This window comes from Photobacterium carnosum (genome assembly GCF_002849605.1).
Lineage (GTDB): Bacteria > Pseudomonadota > Gammaproteobacteria > Enterobacterales > Vibrionaceae > Photobacterium > Photobacterium carnosum.
In genome coordinates this window covers 35,864-51,083 of sequence record NZ_NPIB01000005.1, presented here as the reverse complement: position 1 = coordinate 51,083, position 15,220 = coordinate 35,864, and the positions used below count along the sequence as shown (strand labels likewise).

The window sequence follows — 15,220 nt, the reverse complement described above, 5'->3', positions numbered from 1 at the left end:
TACCTTCAAGTATAAAGATAACAAAAAATTAATTAATGCCGTTGATGATGTTTATTCGAAATAGTTTGTTTTTTCGCCACATGGGAGCATAACACGGATGTTTCGGAACCCATTAAGTGTTGGGGTAGATATTGGTAATCACAGTATAAAAGCTGTGGTACTGCAACAAAAAAAAGAGCAGTTTGAGTTAACTGCGTTTGTTGAAGTTGAGCTGACTAAATCCGTTATAAACGATCAGCATAGCGTGAATAGTGCTGAGCTGTTGTCAGCAATGCGTCAAATTAAAAAGCAATTACCATGGCAAGCTAAAGCCGTTACCTTAGCCTTACCTGACAGTGCTGTGATCAGCAAAGTTGTTCAATTAGGTACAAGCCTTAGTGAAGAAGAGGCGGAGTTCGCTATTGTGCAAGCATTGGGCGCGGCTTCGCCGTTTCCGGTTGAAGAGCTATGGTTCGATTATTTTCCTTTAATTAGTGATCGTTTTAGTGATTCAGCGTCCACAACACCGTTCCAAGTATTTGCTTCACGTCGAGAAACGATTGATAACCGTATTAATTCATTGCTGAAATTAGGCTTTAAACCAAAAATAATGGAGCTACAAACTCACGCTTTATTATGGTTGGCGGAATATCTTGCTGATATGGGCAGTCATTATAATCAATGGGGTGTGGTTGATGTCGGTAAACGACACACTGAATTTTGTATGAAACCCCAAGGTAGTGCGGCTTACCATCGTGAAATTCGATTTGGTACGGGGTTGTTTGAAGCTCAAGATGAGTCAATTGCTCTTGGTAGTAATCATGCTGAACAATTTACTAAACAATTGGCTGAACAGTTAAAGCGCCAAATTCAATTGTATAACTCGACTCACCCTCGTAGTGGTATTAAAGGGTTGTGGTTATGTGGTGGCGGGCAAAGCTTGGTCTCTGAATCATTGTTGCAACGATTAATTGGTCTTGATGTGGTGTGGGTGAGTCCGTTTCAGCATTTTAGCTGCGCAAAGAAAGTTGAATTACCGCATATGATGTCAAGTCAGTATGCCGTCGCTACAGGCTTAGCATTGCGGGGGCTTGCATGATCGATAAACTCAATTTATTACCGTGGCGAGAGTTGCGGCGTAAACAACATAAACAGCGCTTTGTTGGCTTACTGATGGCAAGTGTTGTTGTGGCAATGATGGGTAACGGTGCGATTGGTGAATACATTGAAAATCAGCAATCGCAACAGCAGAGTCGAAATAACCAACTACAACAAGAGCTAACCAATTTAGAGCAACGGTTGGCCTTTTTGCCTAAATTAGATAAACAGCGACATGCAATTGAATTGCGCTTGAAAGTTATTGCAGATATTCAATTATCACGTAATCGAGTTACCCAACTGCTTAATCAATTACCTGAAGTTGTGCCAGCTGGGGTCTATCTTGACGGCGTCAATTTAGCGATTCAACGGGTTAATGTTGATGGTTTTGGCGATACTAACGGTCATTTAGCGGCTTTGCTAGGTAAGGCCGAGCAATCACTGTGGTTTAAAAATATTGAAATGCATTCTTTAGTCACCACCAAAGGTGCAGATAAACAGCAAAAATCACAATTTAATGCATCTTTTGATTTAACTGTGCCAGTTATTACTAAGCAGCCAATGAAGGCAACCTTTACTACTGCAATAGTGGAGAAAACCGATGATTGATTGGCGTGAATTAGAATTAGATGAAGTTACTGAGTGGCCATTGTTACCACAGTGTTTGATTGCTTTGGTGCTGACATTATTGTTATCAGTATTTGGTTATTGGTATTGGTTAACACCATTGACTGAGGCCTTAGAGCAACAAAAACAACAGGAAATAACGTTACGAGGTCAGTTAGTGAGTCGTGCTGCTCAAGTGGCGGCCTTGCCTCGAGTTAAAGAACAAGTTGCAGAGCTTAATCGTCGTTATCAAGAAGTGATTGAGCAGTTACCTGAAGAGCAAGAGTTAGCAAGTTTATTGGCAAGCATTAACGACATTGGGGTTAAAAATGGATTGATTTTTCAGTCGATTAAGTGGGCTTTACGTATAGAGCATGATCTTTATTATGAGCTACCACTTAATATGCAACTCACAGGATCTTACCAACAAATTGGTCAATTTGCTGAAGCGATAGCACAACTTCCACGGATTGTTAATTTACGCAATGTTGAGTTAGCTCGAGTGGACAATCAAGGTTTTGATGAGTTGTTGTCGCTAACAGTATCTGCAACTACTTATCGTTTTAAAGCACCGCAATAATGAGGATCTTATGAGAACACTATTATGGCTGTTACCGTTAGGGCTCGGATTAATGGGGTGTCAGGCTAATACTGATTCGGTAGAGCAGTTTATTGCAAAAACGTACACCAATGCGAAAGCAAAAGTAAAGCCATTAGCAGATCCTTATATTTTTGTTGCTGAATCGTTTGTGATGACCAGTAAACGGGTACCTTTTTTAAGACCTAGACCCGAGATGTTATTAGCTAAACAAGCGGATAGTAGTTGTTGGCAACCATTAACTGATCACAAACCAACCCAATTAGAAACATTTCCATTAGAGCAGCTTTCAATGAAAGGGGCGATTGGGCATCAGCGTCAATTGTGGGGATTAGTTTACACCCCAAAAGGTGAGTTAATTAAAATTAAGCCCGGGCAATTTGTTGGGCTTAATCGTGGCAAAGTCATAAAGGTGAGCGATAAGCTCATTGAAATAGAAGAAACATTACCCGATGGCAAAGGTTGTTGGCTAACACGGTCTGCAAAGCTGGCTTTAGTTCAGCATTAATCAAGGATGAGTTATGAAAGGGAATACATGGTGGCTTAGCCGCCAGATTTTCGTCAGTGTATGGTTAATGTGCTGGGGGGTATTTACTGTAACTAGCGCAACAGCTGCGCCAGCAAGTGGTATCACTAATCAAGTACAAGATATTAAATTTCATCGTGATGGCAAAAACCGAGGTGTGTTAACGGTAAAGTTGAAACAACCGCAATCATTGGTTGATATTCGTCGCCAAGGTAAACAATTACAGTTGGATATCTTTGATACTCAATTAACTAATGAACAAATACATACTTTAGATGTGATTGATTTCGCCACTGTCGTCAATAGTATTGATACCAGCAACGTGCCTCGTGGCGCGCGGTTTGTGTTTAATATGACAGGTAACTATGACTATGATTACCGTATTCGAGGAAACAATCTTGAAGTTACGTTAATTAAACGTGCACAACCGAAAGCAGCCGCGACGACGAGCAAAGGTAATGTGTCTTACAAAGGCAAACCTATTTCAATTAACTTTCAAGATATTCCCGTGCGTAATGTCTTACAGTTAATCGCAGATTATAACGATTTTAACTTGGTTGTTGCTGATACTGTCAGTGGTAACGTCACTCTTCGTTTAGATAATGTGCCATGGCCACAAGTGCTGGATATTATTTTACAAGCAAAAGGGTTAGATAAGCGTGTTCGTGGTTCGGTGTTATTAGTAGCCCCTAAGGCTGAGCTAGCAGCGAATGAACATCAAGTAATGGAAACTGCACGCAAACAGCAAGAATTAGCGAGTTTGCGTTCTGAACTTATTCAAATTAATTATGCTAAAGCAACAGATATTTCAGCATTGTTGAGTGGTTCAAGTGATGGTGTTGGAATGCTGTCTGAACGGGGTTCTCTGCATGTTGATGATCGAACTAATGCATTGATAATTAAAGATACACCAGAAATTATCGCCAGTATCAAAGAGATTGTATTAGCGCTAGATATTCCTATTAAGCAAGTACAAATAGAGGCTAGAATTGTTACTATTGATGAAGGTAATATCGATGAATTAGGGGTACGTTGGGGGGTCTCAAGTATTGATGGTGACACAACGATCGGTGGCTCGATTGAAGGTAATCTTGGTAGCTCAGGATTATTAGATGACACCACCGTTGATGACTTTCTTAATGTTAACTTAGGTGCCACTCAAGCGGGAGCCTCGAGTATTGCTTTTCAAGTAGCAAAGTTAGGCAATGTGCTACTCGATTTAGAATTATCAGCGTTACAGTCAGAACGTAAAGCGGAAATTATTTCAAGTCCACGTTTAATGACCACCAATAAAAAAACAGCTTATATTGAACAAGGTACTGAAATACCGTACCTCGAAGCATCATCAAGTGGTGCGGTGTCGGTTGATTTTAAAAAGGCAGTATTAAGCTTGATGGTAACGCCTCAAATTACACCTGATAATAAGCTGGTACTTGATCTAGAAGTCACTCAAGACAGTAAGGGTGAGGAAGTGCCTACAGGAGTCGGTACAGCAGTGGCAATTAAAACTCAGCGTATCGGTACGCAAGTGTTAGTCAATAATGGCGAAACGGTAGTATTGGGTGGTATTTATCAAAACCAAGTAAATAATACGGTTCGTAAAGTACCTATTTTGGGTGACATTCCAGTGCTTGGTGTATTATTTAGGCATAAAATGGAAGAACTTGGAAAACGTGAATTATTAATTTTTGTCACTCCAAAGATTGTGACGCAATAATTTTTCACTTAGTGAAGTACCTTACTGATAGCACTTCAAAACAATGCTTCAGTAGGGTTAGTATGGGTAAAAATTGTTTTATTTCTGGTGGTTACCTTAACCCTTTGGGTGGGCGTTGAGAATGTTATTCGGCAATTATTAGGATATTTACGAGCTTAATACGATTGACCTCTGACCTCGGGTAAGCCATTATGGCAACCTCTGTGGGTAAGACAGGCTTAATAAAATATCGATTGATGTCGACTAGCTATTGCAAAATAGTAGTCAGTCCTGAGATAATTTTATGTCTTATCACGAATTATATGTGAGGAACTTGGCGCCTCGGGCTTATTTTAAATAGAGCCTGCGGGTGGTGTCGTTTTATTAACCGCGCGTAAATTGCTAAAAATGGCTGAAAAACGAAATATTTTCTTGGTTGGCCCTATGGGAGCCGGCAAAAGCACTATTGGTAGACACCTTGCACAACAGCTGCATATGGAATTCTTTGATTCAGATACTGTGATCGAAGAACGTACTGGCGCTGATATTAGTTGGGTGTTTGATGTGGAAGGTGAAGACGGTTTCCGTGTTCGCGAAGAAGCTGTAATTGATGACCTAACACAAGAGCAAGGTATTGTTCTTGCAACAGGTGGCGGCTCTGTTATTAATAAAGAGAACCGTAATCGCCTTTCTGCTCGTGGTATTGTTGTTTATCTAGAGACGACTATTGAAAAGCAATTAGCTCGTACTCAACGTGATAAAAAACGCCCGTTACTTCAAACTGACACACCTCGTGAAGTACTTGAAGAACTAGCAGCTGAGCGTAATCCATTGTATGAAGAGGTTGCTGACTACGTAGTTCGTACTGATGATCAAAGTGCGAAAGTAGTTGCTAACCAAATCATCAAGATGTTGGAAGAGCGTTAATTAATTAAAAAGAGAAGCTGACCATGGAACGGATCAATGTCAATTTAGATGACAGAAGCTACCCTATTTCAATTGGCGCCGAGTTGTTCGACAACTCGGCGTTGTTTGCATCTGTGATATCTGCAGGCAAACGAGTAGTTGTGGTCAGTAATGATACTGTTGCCCCGTTATATGCGGATCAGGTAATGGCAACCATCAGTTCATTATCGTGCCAAGTGGCACTACTTTCTCTACCTGATGGTGAACAATACAAAACCCTTGATACGTTTAATTACATCATGACATTTTTATTGGAAGGTAATTATGGCCGTGATGTGATTTTAGTTGCTTTAGGCGGCGGCGTTGTTGGTGACATCGTTGGCTTTGCTGCTGCGAGTTACCAACGAGGGGTTGATTTTATTCAGGTGCCAACCACGTTGTTAGCACAAGTTGATTCATCTGTGGGTGGAAAAACTGCGGTTAATCACCGTCTGGGTAAAAACATGATTGGTGCTTTCTACCAACCTAAAGCAGTGATTATTGATAATCATTGTTTACAGACCTTGCCGCAACGAGAGTTAGCAGCAGGATTGGCGGAAGTCATCAAATACGGCATTATTGCCGATCATGATTTTTTTGTTTGGTTAGAAAATAACATTGAGCGGTTACAGGCATTGGATAACGAGGCGTTGTGTTACGCCATTAGCCGTTGCTGTCAAATTAAAGCCGATGTTGTTGCTGCCGATGAAAAAGAATCAGGAGTAAGGGTGTTACTTAATCTTGGTCATACTTTTGGCCATGCTATTGAAGCAGAAATGGGTTACGGTAATTGGCTGCATGGCGAAGCGGTGTCAGCAGGTACAATTCTCGCAGCACAAACTGCCGCAAAGCAGGGATTAATCAGTAATGCTGATGTAACGCGTATTATTGCATTACATCAACGAGCAAATTTGCCCGTTGTTGCCCCTGAAACGATGTTTTTTGACGATTTTATTAAGCATATGATGCGAGATAAAAAAGTATTGTCAGGTCAGCTACGCTTAGTATTACCGACGTCGATTGGTAGTGCTGAAGTTGTGGCTGATGTTCCTTTTGATGTGCTTCAGGACGTTATTGGTCACTAAACTGTCGCTAAATGATGACTAGCATGACAAAACGAAAAAGTCTGGATCTGGAAAGCCAGATCCAGTTGCTGACTCGAGTACAATTTATTACTCGGTTTAGTTCCCATCTTATTCACCTCTCTGGTGCTCAAGGCTCAGGTAAAACTTGGCTCGCACACGCTTTTCTTGAAGATTATGCCTCCGATTGCCATCAAATATTATTGATGTGTCAGCGTGGACAAACGGACGTTCAACATCGTACGTTACTGCTGCAGCAATTTGTTAGTCACGCTATGTTTAACGAACATGATTCCTTATGTCAAAGCGTTGAGCATTTATTGGCGAACCAACATTATAAATTAATGGTGGTGATTGATGACGCCCATCTTTTGAGTCCAATTCTAATTGCTGAATTATGGGCGTTGGCACAATATGCAAATCAACATGCTGAGTTACAACTTAATATTGTGTTATTTGCAAATAGTGGTGAATTAAATCAAACTTTAGCCCATGTTGCTCACGGTTCAGGTATTACCCCTGTTGAACTTGATATTGATGATTTTAGTCAGCAAGAAGTGGTTTTATTTAGTGATATGTTAATCGCTACCGATGGACTCGATATGTCTTGTCGTCGAACGCTAAAGCAACGTTTATTGATGGCGCTTCCTCGCCCTGGCGTATTGCACAATCTTCCGCAAGAAGAAGGGATAACCATGGATTCAAATATTAGCAACAAACCATTATTACCCATTGTGATTGGTGGCGTGATCAGTGTTTTAATTGTTAGTGGTTATTTCTTTATGACAACACGCTCTAGTGGTGAGTCTGCATCTTCAACTATAACTATACTTCAGCTCCCTGTAGCCGCAGTGGTAACGATTGATAAAGAGCCATTACCACCACAAGTTAATCCTCAGGAGTTAACTGTAGGGCGTCAAGATGATGCTGTGGGTCAAGAGCGAGTTGTTATCTCGGACCAGCAAATTGATGCCATTATTGATGACCATGCGCTGAAAGGATATCCTGCCGCAACAGAAGCAACAGAAGCAACAGAAGCAACAGAAGCAACAGAAGCAACAGAAGTAGTTAAAACCCCATCTATCGTTGCGGCTAAAATTATTAAAACGCCATCTTCTGCGGTTGTTAATGTTATATCCGCACCCGTCTCTAAGTTAGATTGGTCGCTTAAATTAGCGGCTGATAAAAAACTATTAATCGCAGTGAAGCCGACGCATTATGCATTACAATTGGCTGCAACTCAGAGTCTTGCTGCGGCTGTAGAATTTATGACGACCCATAATGTAACGGATGCGATGTTTTTCCAAACAGAACGTAATCAGCAGTCATGGTTTATTGTGGTTACTGGTAATTACGCAACAGTTACTCAAGCCCGTACGGCGAAGCGTCAATTAGCACCATCGTTACAACAGCTAAAACCATGGTTAAAATCTTATCGTAAGATTACGCAAGAAATAAATCGCTTAAAATAAGGTCATTAATGTGAGTTATTTATGTGAACTGGTATCAGCATAGGGTGTAAATGAGGTACAATCCGCGACCTTTCGTGAGATTCTTGTAAGTGGTGGTGGGTTAGCTTAATGAAAAAGCATCGTGCATTCCTGAAATGGGCTGGAGGTAAGTATTCTCTGGTCGAGGAAATCAAACGACACCTACCGCCTGCGCGTAAATTGGTTGAACCTTTTGTGGGTGCTGGATCGGTATTTTTAAATACGGATTATGAGCATTACTTGTTGGCAGATATCAATCCAGATCTGATTAATTTATATAATATTATTAAACAAGAACCTGAGCGTTACATTGAAGATGTACGCCGATTATTTACGCCTGAATATAATAATAGAGCTGCGTATTTAAGTATCAGAGAAGAGTTTAATCACAGTACTGATCCTTACCAGCGTTCGATTTATTTTCTATATCTAAATCGACATGGTTTTAATGGTTTATGCCGTTACAATAAAAAAGGCGGTTTTAACGTGCCTTTTGGATCGTACAAAAAACCGTATTTCCCTGAAGCGGAAATGTATTACTTTTCTGAAAAATCCAAACGTGCCACTTTTGTGTGTGAAGGTTACAGCCAGACATTTTCACGCGCTCGTAAAGGCAGTGTGATTTATTGCGATCCACCGTATGCGCCATTATCAACTACGGCTAACTTTACTTCTTATTCTGGTAATGGTTTTAGTTTAGATGATCAAGCAACACTAGCTAATGTGGCAGAAAAAGCGGCGACTGAGCGTGATATTGCGGTATTGATTTCTAATCATGATACGCCATTGACGCGTCGTTTATATACGGGGGCTGATTTGGCCGTCGTTAGAGTTAAACGTACCATCAGTCGTAATGGTAGTGGTCGAAATAAAGTCGATGAATTATTAGCACTATTTAAAACGCCAGGTGCAACTGATAACGAATAATTACGATATCTAGATTGCTGTTGCCTGCTGGGCGATAGCAATCAATGTAATAACCAATACCCCGATAATAATTCCCCCAATGATGATAAACGGCCATGGACTTGAATGCTTGAAGTCTTGCTGGTGCTGTTGTTGTGATTGCACCCCAAATAACGCCGCTAATACACTCTTTATTATTCCCCAGACAGTGACTTTCCTTTCATCCATTAGTTTTTTATTCCTTGTTTTTTACGAATATTATTGTTGATTGTAGTGGCTATGTTGATAGCCGTACTGATAATTATAGCTAACTACAGCAATCTATAAATCCAGTAAGACAACACTTAGGGGATCGGGTAGACTGACTGCAATTTAAATGCTTGGTACGCCGAGCCTGTTGTTTTTTATCGCTAGTGTAGAGAGGCTAAACATGAAGGACTTTTTGATCGCTCCATCTATTTTGTCTGCTGATTTTGCCCGCTTAGGTGAAGATGTAGCAAACGTATTGGCCGCGGGTGCTGATGTGGTCCATTTTGATGTTATGGATAATCATTTTGTCCCTAACCTGACGTTTGGTGCGCCTATCTGTCAAGCCTTACGTAACTACGGTATTACCGCACCGATTGATGTACATTTAATGGTAAAACCTGTCGATCGTATTATTCCTGATTTTGCCAAAGCTGGCGCTAGCATGATTACATTTCATGTTGAAGCGACTGACCACATTGATCGTACTTTACAGCTAATTAAAGAACATGGCTGTCAAGCCGGGGTAGTGTTTAATCCAGCGACGCCATTACATCACCTTGATTACATCATGGATAAAGTAGATATGATTTTGATCATGTCAGTTAATCCAGGTTTTGGTGGCCAATCTTTTATTCCTAGTACGTTAGATAAATTGCGCCAAGTGCGTCAGCGCATTGAAGCTTCAGGGCGTGATATTCGTCTAGAAGTGGATGGTGGTGTTAACGTTAATAATATTGCTGAAATTGCAGCGGCGGGCGCAGATATGTTTGTTGCTGGCTCTGCTATTTTTAATGAACCTGATTATAAAGTCGCGATTGATAAGATGCGTGCACAGTTAGCTGAGGCTAAGCGTTAATGATCTCTGAAAACATGATTGAAAATATTAAATTTATTGCGTTTGATTTAGATGGTACTTTGCTTGATAGCGTCCCGGATTTAGCTGATGCTGCTGATTTGACTATGCGTCATCTTGGCCGTGAAGGGGTAACTGTAGAACAGGTTACTACTTGGATTGGTAATGGTGCTGATATTTTAATTAGTCGTGCATTAAGTCGTAGTTTTGATATTGATCCACAATTAGATCCTGCTTTACAACGTCAAGCTCGTGAGTTATTTGATCATTATTATGCGGCTGGCGGTCATCAAAAAAGTGCGCTTTACGCCGATGTGAAAACAACGCTCGCTCATTTACACCAAGCGGGTGTACCAATGGCGATTGTTACTAATAAACCATCACAATTTGTGCCTCATCTGCTTGAAGAACATGGTTTGAGTGCTTACTTTGTTGATGTGATTGGTGGTGATACGTTCCCATTGAAAAAGCCAGATCCGTTCGCGTTACATTGGCTAATGGAGAAACATCAGCTTATTGCTTCTGAAATGCTAATGGTGGGCGATTCGCGCAATGATATTCTTGCAGCTCAAGCAGCAAGTTGTCGTTCATTAGGACTGACTTATGGCTATAACTATGGTCAGCCAATCAGCGATAGTGAGCCCGATGTTGTCTGTGATCACTTCAAGCAATTACTTGATGTGGTTAAACTAGGCTGCTAGTACATTACGGTGTACACTAAAAAAACAATAATGTGAGGTGCTGATAACGATGTTATTAGTGCCTTTCGTCAATACAATTACAAATATTAACAGGACAGCCTGATCATGAGTAAACCCATTGTATTAAGTGGCGTACAGCCTTCTGGTGAATTGAGTATCGGCAACTACCTTGGTGCGCTGCGTCAGTGGGAACAGATGCAAGATGATTATGATTGCCAGTATTGCGTGGTTGATTTACATGCCATTACTGTGCGTCAAGATCCCAAAGCACTTCATGAAGCAACCCTCGATGCATTAGCTATTTGTTTGGCTGTTGGTGTTGATCCAAAGAAAAGCACCTTGTTCGTGCAGTCTCATGTACCAGAGCATGCTCAGTTGGGTTGGTTATTAAATTGCTATACTCAAATGGGTGAGCTAAGCCGCATGACTCAGTTTAAAGATAAATCAGCACGTCACGCTAATGACGTTAATGCGGGCTTATTTGGTTACCCAGTACTGATGGCTGCCGATATTTTATTATACGGTGCGCACCAAGTGCCAGTAGGTAGCGATCAAAAGCAACATCTAGAGTTAGCACGTGATATCGCCAACCGTTTTAATAATCTCTATGGCAGCGTTGAAAGCCCAATTTTCCAAGTGCCTGAACCGTATATTCCAGCGATTGGCGCGCGCGTAATGAGCTTACAAGATGCGACTAAGAAAATGTCTAAGTCAGATGATAACCGTAAGAACGTTATTACGCTGCTTGAAGATCCTAAGTCAATTCTAAAGAAAATCAATAAAGCACAAACAGACGCAGAAATGCCACCCCGTATCGCCCATGATAGTGAGCAAAAAGCGGGTATTTCAAATCTAATGGGTTTGTATTCTGGCGTGACAGGCAAAACATTTGCTGAGATTGAAGCGCAGTATGCTGGTGTTGAAATGTATGGCCCATTTAAGAAAGACGTGGGTGAGGCATTGGTTGCAATGCTAGAGCCTGTACAGGCTGAATACCAACGTATTCGTCATGATCGTGCTTATCTTGATAGTGTGATGAAAGCGGGTGCGGATAAAGCATCAGCACGTGCTGCTGAAGTGTTGAAAAAAGCTTACCATGCAGTCGGTTTTGTTGCTCGCCCATAAGCGCTGACAGTAATTATTATAAAAAAAGCAGGGCTTCGGCTCTGCTTTTTTATCGCGAGTTAGTCACTGTCGTTGGCAGTTAAGAATAAGAGCTTAGTTGTAGTATGTTGTTAATTATTGATAACTACGATTCATTTACTTACAACCTCTATCAATACTTTTGTGAGTTAGGCGCTGAAGTGGTTGTTGTGCGCAATGATGCAATTGATATTGCAGCCATCGAAGCATTAGCACCGACGCATTTAGTCATTTCCCCTGGTCCTTGTACCCCTAATGACGCGGGTATTTCTTTGCAAGCGATTGAATATTTCGCGGGTAAATTACCTATTCTTGGAGTTTGTCTTGGGCATCAATCGCTAGCACAAGTGTTTGGTGGTGATGTAGTACGCGCTCGACAAGTGATGCATGGCAAAACATCCCCCATTTACCATACTGATCGCGGTGTGTTTGAAGGACTGAATAACCCGTTAACCGTTACCCGTTACCATTCTTTGGTAGTTAAAGCGGTGACATTACCTGATTGTTTTGAGATCACGGCGTGGACTGAATTAAATGGTCAATTCGATGAAATTATGGGAATTCGACATAAGACATTGGATTTAGAAGGGGTACAATTTCACCCAGAAAGTATTTTGACCGAACAAGGTCATCAATTATTGGCTAATTTCCTTCAGCGTTAATCCTTCTGCTACTACTTTTCTAACGTACTTATTGCTGCGCGAGTAAGTACGCTTCTCTGTTGTTATCATTCATTATCTTCGTTATTTGAGCCGCTTTTTTTTCGCTAAAATGCAATGTTATGCATTTGATGGAAATAGTTTCCTTAGCGGAAAGAATATTGGTCATAAGAGTGGTTAATCATCTTCTGTAAATAATGCATAACTATCGCGAGTGTATTTATTACTTAACACCTTAGTTTTAATAAAAATAGCTGTTATTGTTGGCAAAGGTTAATAAAATGTAAATACTAGTGATAAGGCATACAGCACAGAAGGACAGTGTGATGGCAACAGAAGAGAAACTGCAACGTTCGTTATTTAATGAGGTTATGGTGCCTTGCTATGCGCCGATGGATATTATTCCTGTTCGTGGACAAGGCTCACGCTTATGGGATCAACAGCAACGGGAATACATTGATTTTGCTGGCGGGATAGCGGTTAGCTGTTTGGGCCATTGTCATCCGGTAATGGTGACGGCATTAACCGAGCAAGCGCAAAAGTTATGGCATTTAAGTAATGTGATGACCAATGAGCCTGCTTTGCGCTTAGCAGATAAACTGACTCAACTTACCTTTGCCGACAAAGTCTTTTTTGCTAACTCTGGCGCAGAAGCCAATGAAGCTGCATTAAAATTGGCGCGTCGTTATGCCGTTGATAACTTTAGTGCCGATAAAGATCAAATTATCGCCTTTCATCATGGTTTTCATGGTCGAACCTTTTTTACCGTGACAGTCGGTGGTCAAAGTACTTATTCCGATGGTTTCGGGCCTAAGCCCCAAGCTGTTACTCACCTGCCTTATAATGATCTAGCAGCTATTGCTGAATTAATGTCTGATAAAACCTGCGCCGTGATGATGGAACCTCTACAAGGTGAGGGCGGTATAATTAGCCCAACCATTGAGTTTGTGCAAGGGGTGCGTGAACTGTGTGATAAACACCATGCCCTGTTGATCTTTGATGAAGTTCAAACGGGTAATGGACGGACAGGAGACTTGTTTGCTTACCAAGGTTTAGGTGTTACTCCAGATATTCTCACCACTGCAAAATCATTAGGTGGTGGTTTTCCTGTTGCTGCCATGCTGACAACGACGGCACTTGCCGCTCACCTCAAAGTGGGTACCCATGGTTCAACCTATGGTGGTAATCCTCTCGCATGTGCAGTTGCTGAAGCGGTGATCAATACCATTAGTCAGCCAGCAGTATTAGCCGGAGTGAAACAGCGCGAGCAATGGTTTCGTGAGGGATTAATGCAAATTAACCGCCGTTATCCTATTTTTAGTGAAATTCGCGGTAAAGGGTTATTACTTGGGGCGGTGTTATGCCCACAATGGCAAGGTCGAGCACGAGATATATTGGTTGCAGCAGGTAAAGAAGGGGTGATGGTATTAGTTGCCGGGACAGATGTGGTGCGCTTTACACCTTCACTAGTGATTGATAAAAAAGACATCGATGAAGGGATGCAACGCTTAGAAGCGGCAATTTCGACGTTATATAACGCGCATTCTGAGCTGTGATTGAATGGTAATTGCGGGGTTAGTTAATACTAATAACCCCATTCTAACGCTGATTTAGAGCGGGGCAATGGCTGGAGTCATTGCCTACTTTAGGAGGGAATGTCATGCTCATTATTCGTCCTATTACTACCACTGATTATCCTGCGCTGATGCAATGTGCTGAAGCATCGGGCCATGGTTTTACGTCACTGCCTATCAATGAAGATTTACTTCGTCGTCGTATTCAACATTCTCAAGCCAGTTTTAATGCCAACGTTACTTCACCAGGACAAGAAAGTTATCTGTTGGTCGCCGTTGATAGTGACAGTGGCCAAGTGGTTGGTACCACTGCGATTGAGGCAACCGTTGGGCTTGATGTTCCTTTTTATAATTATCATTTAAGTACTGTTACTCATGCCTCGCGTCAGTTAGGGGTGCATAACACCGTAAAAGTGCTGACATTGGGGAGCCAATATACGGGTGAGACGGAGCTGTGTAGCTTGTTTCTATTGCCCAAATGGCGGCAAGGTGTCAACGGACGCTTATTGTCTAAGTCGCGCTTTTTGTTGATGGCGGATCATCGGCAGCGATTTGCTGACGTTGCCTTTGCTGAAATGCGTGGTGTGTCTGATGAGCAGGGTAATTCTCCTTTTTGGCAATGGTTGAAAGAGCATTTCTTTTCGATTGATTTTACTTATGCAGATTATTTAACGGGCATTGGTCGCAAAGGCTTTATTGCTGATTTAATGCCGAAATTACCGATTTACGTCAATTTACTCAGCAAAGAAGCACAAGCGGTGATTGGGAAAGTACATACCAATACTCGCCCAGCATTACAGCTGTTAGAACAAGAAGGATTTTGTTGCCGCGGTTATGTTGATATTTTTGATGCGGGTCCAAGTGTTGAATGTGACGTTCGAAATATTGAAACTGTGCGTCATTCGCAGCGCTATTCGGTCGATATTGGTGAACATAGCAGCCAACAACATTACCTTATTTCAAATTGCCAGTTAGCTGGGTTTCGAGCGGTTGCGGCTCCTATTGCGATTACGGCGCAAGGACAAGCCATGATGACCGCGGATGTTGCAGTCGCGCTTAATGTGAAAATGGGTGATGAAGTACGATTAGTTGCGCAATCATAATAAGGAGAATCG

At 41.6% G+C, this 15,220-nt stretch carries 16 protein-coding genes; 15 read left to right on the top strand and 1 reads right to left on the bottom strand.

The window, feature by feature from the left end; genetic code table 11:
- Positions 1 to 97: 97 nt before the first annotated feature.
- From pilM to dam, 9 genes are all read left to right on the top strand, one after another.
- Positions 98 to 1,078, top strand: coding sequence for a type IV pilus biogenesis protein PilM (pilM, locus tag CIK00_RS06385; RefSeq protein ID WP_101768073.1), 981 nt, complete (start codon positions 98 to 100; stop codon positions 1,076 to 1,078).
- Positions 1,075 to 1,686: a PilN domain-containing protein gene (locus CIK00_RS06380; RefSeq protein ID WP_101768072.1), complete on the top strand. Its 612-nt coding sequence runs from the start codon at positions 1,075 to 1,077 to the stop codon at positions 1,684 to 1,686. Before pilM ends, CIK00_RS06380 begins: the two co-directional genes overlap by 4 nt.
- Positions 1,679 to 2,263, top strand: a complete 585-nt coding sequence (locus CIK00_RS06375; RefSeq protein ID WP_101768071.1) for a type IV pilus inner membrane component PilO — start codon at positions 1,679 to 1,681, stop codon at positions 2,261 to 2,263. The genes CIK00_RS06380 and CIK00_RS06375 overlap by 8 nt, the downstream gene beginning before the upstream one ends.
- Before the next feature lie 10 nt (positions 2,264 to 2,273).
- A complete protein-coding gene (locus CIK00_RS06370; protein ID WP_101768070.1) occupies positions 2,274 to 2,789 on the top strand; it encodes a pilus assembly protein PilP in 516 nt (171 codons plus the stop codon).
- A 13-nt stretch (positions 2,790 to 2,802) separates the two neighbouring features.
- Positions 2,803 to 4,524, top strand: a complete 1,722-nt coding sequence (locus tag CIK00_RS06365) for a type IV pilus secretin PilQ (protein WP_101768069.1) — start codon at positions 2,803 to 2,805, stop codon at positions 4,522 to 4,524.
- Positions 4,525 to 4,911: 387 nt separating this feature from the next.
- Positions 4,912 to 5,430 (top strand): shikimate kinase AroK, encoded by a 519-nt coding sequence (aroK, locus tag CIK00_RS06360; RefSeq protein ID WP_045035958.1) that lies wholly within the window; start codon positions 4,912 to 4,914, stop codon positions 5,428 to 5,430.
- Positions 5,431 to 5,453: 23 nt separating this feature from the next.
- On the top strand, positions 5,454 to 6,533 hold the full coding sequence (aroB, locus tag CIK00_RS06355) for a 3-dehydroquinate synthase (protein WP_101768068.1): 1,080 nt from the start codon (positions 5,454 to 5,456) through the stop codon (positions 6,531 to 6,533).
- Positions 6,534 to 6,556: 23 nt separating this feature from the next.
- Positions 6,557 to 8,002 carry an AAA family ATPase gene (locus tag CIK00_RS06350; protein WP_167388527.1) on the top strand — a complete coding sequence of 482 codons (1,446 nt, stop codon included), beginning with the start codon at positions 6,557 to 6,559 and terminating at the stop codon, positions 8,000 to 8,002.
- A gap of 108 nt (positions 8,003 to 8,110) precedes the next feature.
- Positions 8,111 to 8,947, top strand: coding sequence for an adenine-specific DNA-methyltransferase (gene dam, locus CIK00_RS06345; protein ID WP_101768066.1), 837 nt, complete (start codon positions 8,111 to 8,113; stop codon positions 8,945 to 8,947).
- Between the two features lie 9 nt (positions 8,948 to 8,956).
- Here dam and CIK00_RS06340 read toward each other — a convergent pair whose 3' ends face one another.
- The gene (locus tag CIK00_RS06340) at positions 8,957 to 9,154 is read right to left on the bottom strand and encodes a DUF2970 domain-containing protein (protein ID WP_101768065.1); all 198 of its coding nucleotides are present in this window, start codon (positions 9,152 to 9,154) and stop codon (positions 8,957 to 8,959) included.
- Between the two features lie 202 nt (positions 9,155 to 9,356).
- Here CIK00_RS06340 and rpe point away from each other — a divergent pair, with 202 nt between their 5' ends.
- From rpe to astA, 6 genes are all read left to right on the top strand, one after another.
- Positions 9,357 to 10,031, top strand: coding sequence for a ribulose-phosphate 3-epimerase (gene rpe, locus CIK00_RS06335; protein WP_101768064.1), 675 nt, complete (start codon positions 9,357 to 9,359; stop codon positions 10,029 to 10,031).
- 14 nt (positions 10,032 to 10,045) lie between these two features.
- Positions 10,046 to 10,729, top strand: coding sequence for a phosphoglycolate phosphatase (locus tag CIK00_RS06330; RefSeq protein ID WP_101768190.1), 684 nt, complete (start codon positions 10,046 to 10,048; stop codon positions 10,727 to 10,729).
- A 105-nt stretch (positions 10,730 to 10,834) separates the two neighbouring features.
- The gene (gene trpS / locus CIK00_RS06325; RefSeq protein WP_101768063.1) at positions 10,835 to 11,854 is read left to right on the top strand and encodes a tryptophan--tRNA ligase; all 1,020 of its coding nucleotides are present in this window, start codon (positions 10,835 to 10,837) and stop codon (positions 11,852 to 11,854) included.
- 104 nt (positions 11,855 to 11,958) lie between these two features.
- A complete protein-coding gene (locus CIK00_RS06320) occupies positions 11,959 to 12,534 on the top strand; it encodes an aminodeoxychorismate/anthranilate synthase component II (protein WP_101768062.1) in 576 nt (191 codons plus the stop codon).
- 323 nt (positions 12,535 to 12,857) lie between these two features.
- On the top strand, positions 12,858 to 14,087 hold the full coding sequence (locus CIK00_RS06315; protein WP_101768061.1) for an aspartate aminotransferase family protein: 1,230 nt from the start codon (positions 12,858 to 12,860) through the stop codon (positions 14,085 to 14,087).
- 104 nt (positions 14,088 to 14,191) lie between these two features.
- On the top strand, positions 14,192 to 15,208 hold the full coding sequence (gene astA, locus CIK00_RS06310; RefSeq protein ID WP_101768060.1) for an arginine N-succinyltransferase: 1,017 nt from the start codon (positions 14,192 to 14,194) through the stop codon (positions 15,206 to 15,208).
- Positions 15,209 to 15,220 lie beyond the last annotated feature (12 nt).

Coding starts and splice junctions, on each gene's coding strand:
- CIK00_RS06320 (WP_101768062.1), top strand. CDS start 11,959: ATGTTGTTAATTATTGATAACTACGATTCATTTACTTACAACCTCTAT.
- trpS (WP_101768063.1), top strand. CDS start 10,835: ATGAGTAAACCCATTGTATTAAGTGGCGTACAGCCTTCTGGTGAATTG.
- aroB (WP_101768068.1), top strand. CDS start 5,454: ATGGAACGGATCAATGTCAATTTAGATGACAGAAGCTACCCTATTTCA.
- CIK00_RS06315 (WP_101768061.1), top strand. CDS start 12,858: ATGGCAACAGAAGAGAAACTGCAACGTTCGTTATTTAATGAGGTTATG.
- CIK00_RS06370 (WP_101768070.1), top strand. CDS start 2,274: ATGAGAACACTATTATGGCTGTTACCGTTAGGGCTCGGATTAATGGGG.
- rpe (WP_101768064.1), top strand. CDS start 9,357: ATGAAGGACTTTTTGATCGCTCCATCTATTTTGTCTGCTGATTTTGCC.
- CIK00_RS06365 (WP_101768069.1), top strand. CDS start 2,803: ATGAAAGGGAATACATGGTGGCTTAGCCGCCAGATTTTCGTCAGTGTA.
- CIK00_RS06380 (WP_101768072.1), top strand. CDS start 1,075: ATGATCGATAAACTCAATTTATTACCGTGGCGAGAGTTGCGGCGTAAA.
- CIK00_RS06340 (WP_101768065.1), bottom strand. CDS start 9,154: ATGGATGAAAGGAAAGTCACTGTCTGGGGAATAATAAAGAGTGTATTA.
- astA (WP_101768060.1), top strand. CDS start 14,192: ATGCTCATTATTCGTCCTATTACTACCACTGATTATCCTGCGCTGATG.
- dam (WP_101768066.1), top strand. CDS start 8,111: ATGAAAAAGCATCGTGCATTCCTGAAATGGGCTGGAGGTAAGTATTCT.
- CIK00_RS06330 (WP_101768190.1), top strand. CDS start 10,046: ATGATTGAAAATATTAAATTTATTGCGTTTGATTTAGATGGTACTTTG.
- CIK00_RS06350 (WP_167388527.1), top strand. CDS start 6,557: ATGACAAAACGAAAAAGTCTGGATCTGGAAAGCCAGATCCAGTTGCTG.
- aroK (WP_045035958.1), top strand. CDS start 4,912: ATGGCTGAAAAACGAAATATTTTCTTGGTTGGCCCTATGGGAGCCGGC.
- CIK00_RS06375 (WP_101768071.1), top strand. CDS start 1,679: ATGATTGATTGGCGTGAATTAGAATTAGATGAAGTTACTGAGTGGCCA.
- pilM (WP_101768073.1), top strand. CDS start 98: ATGTTTCGGAACCCATTAAGTGTTGGGGTAGATATTGGTAATCACAGT.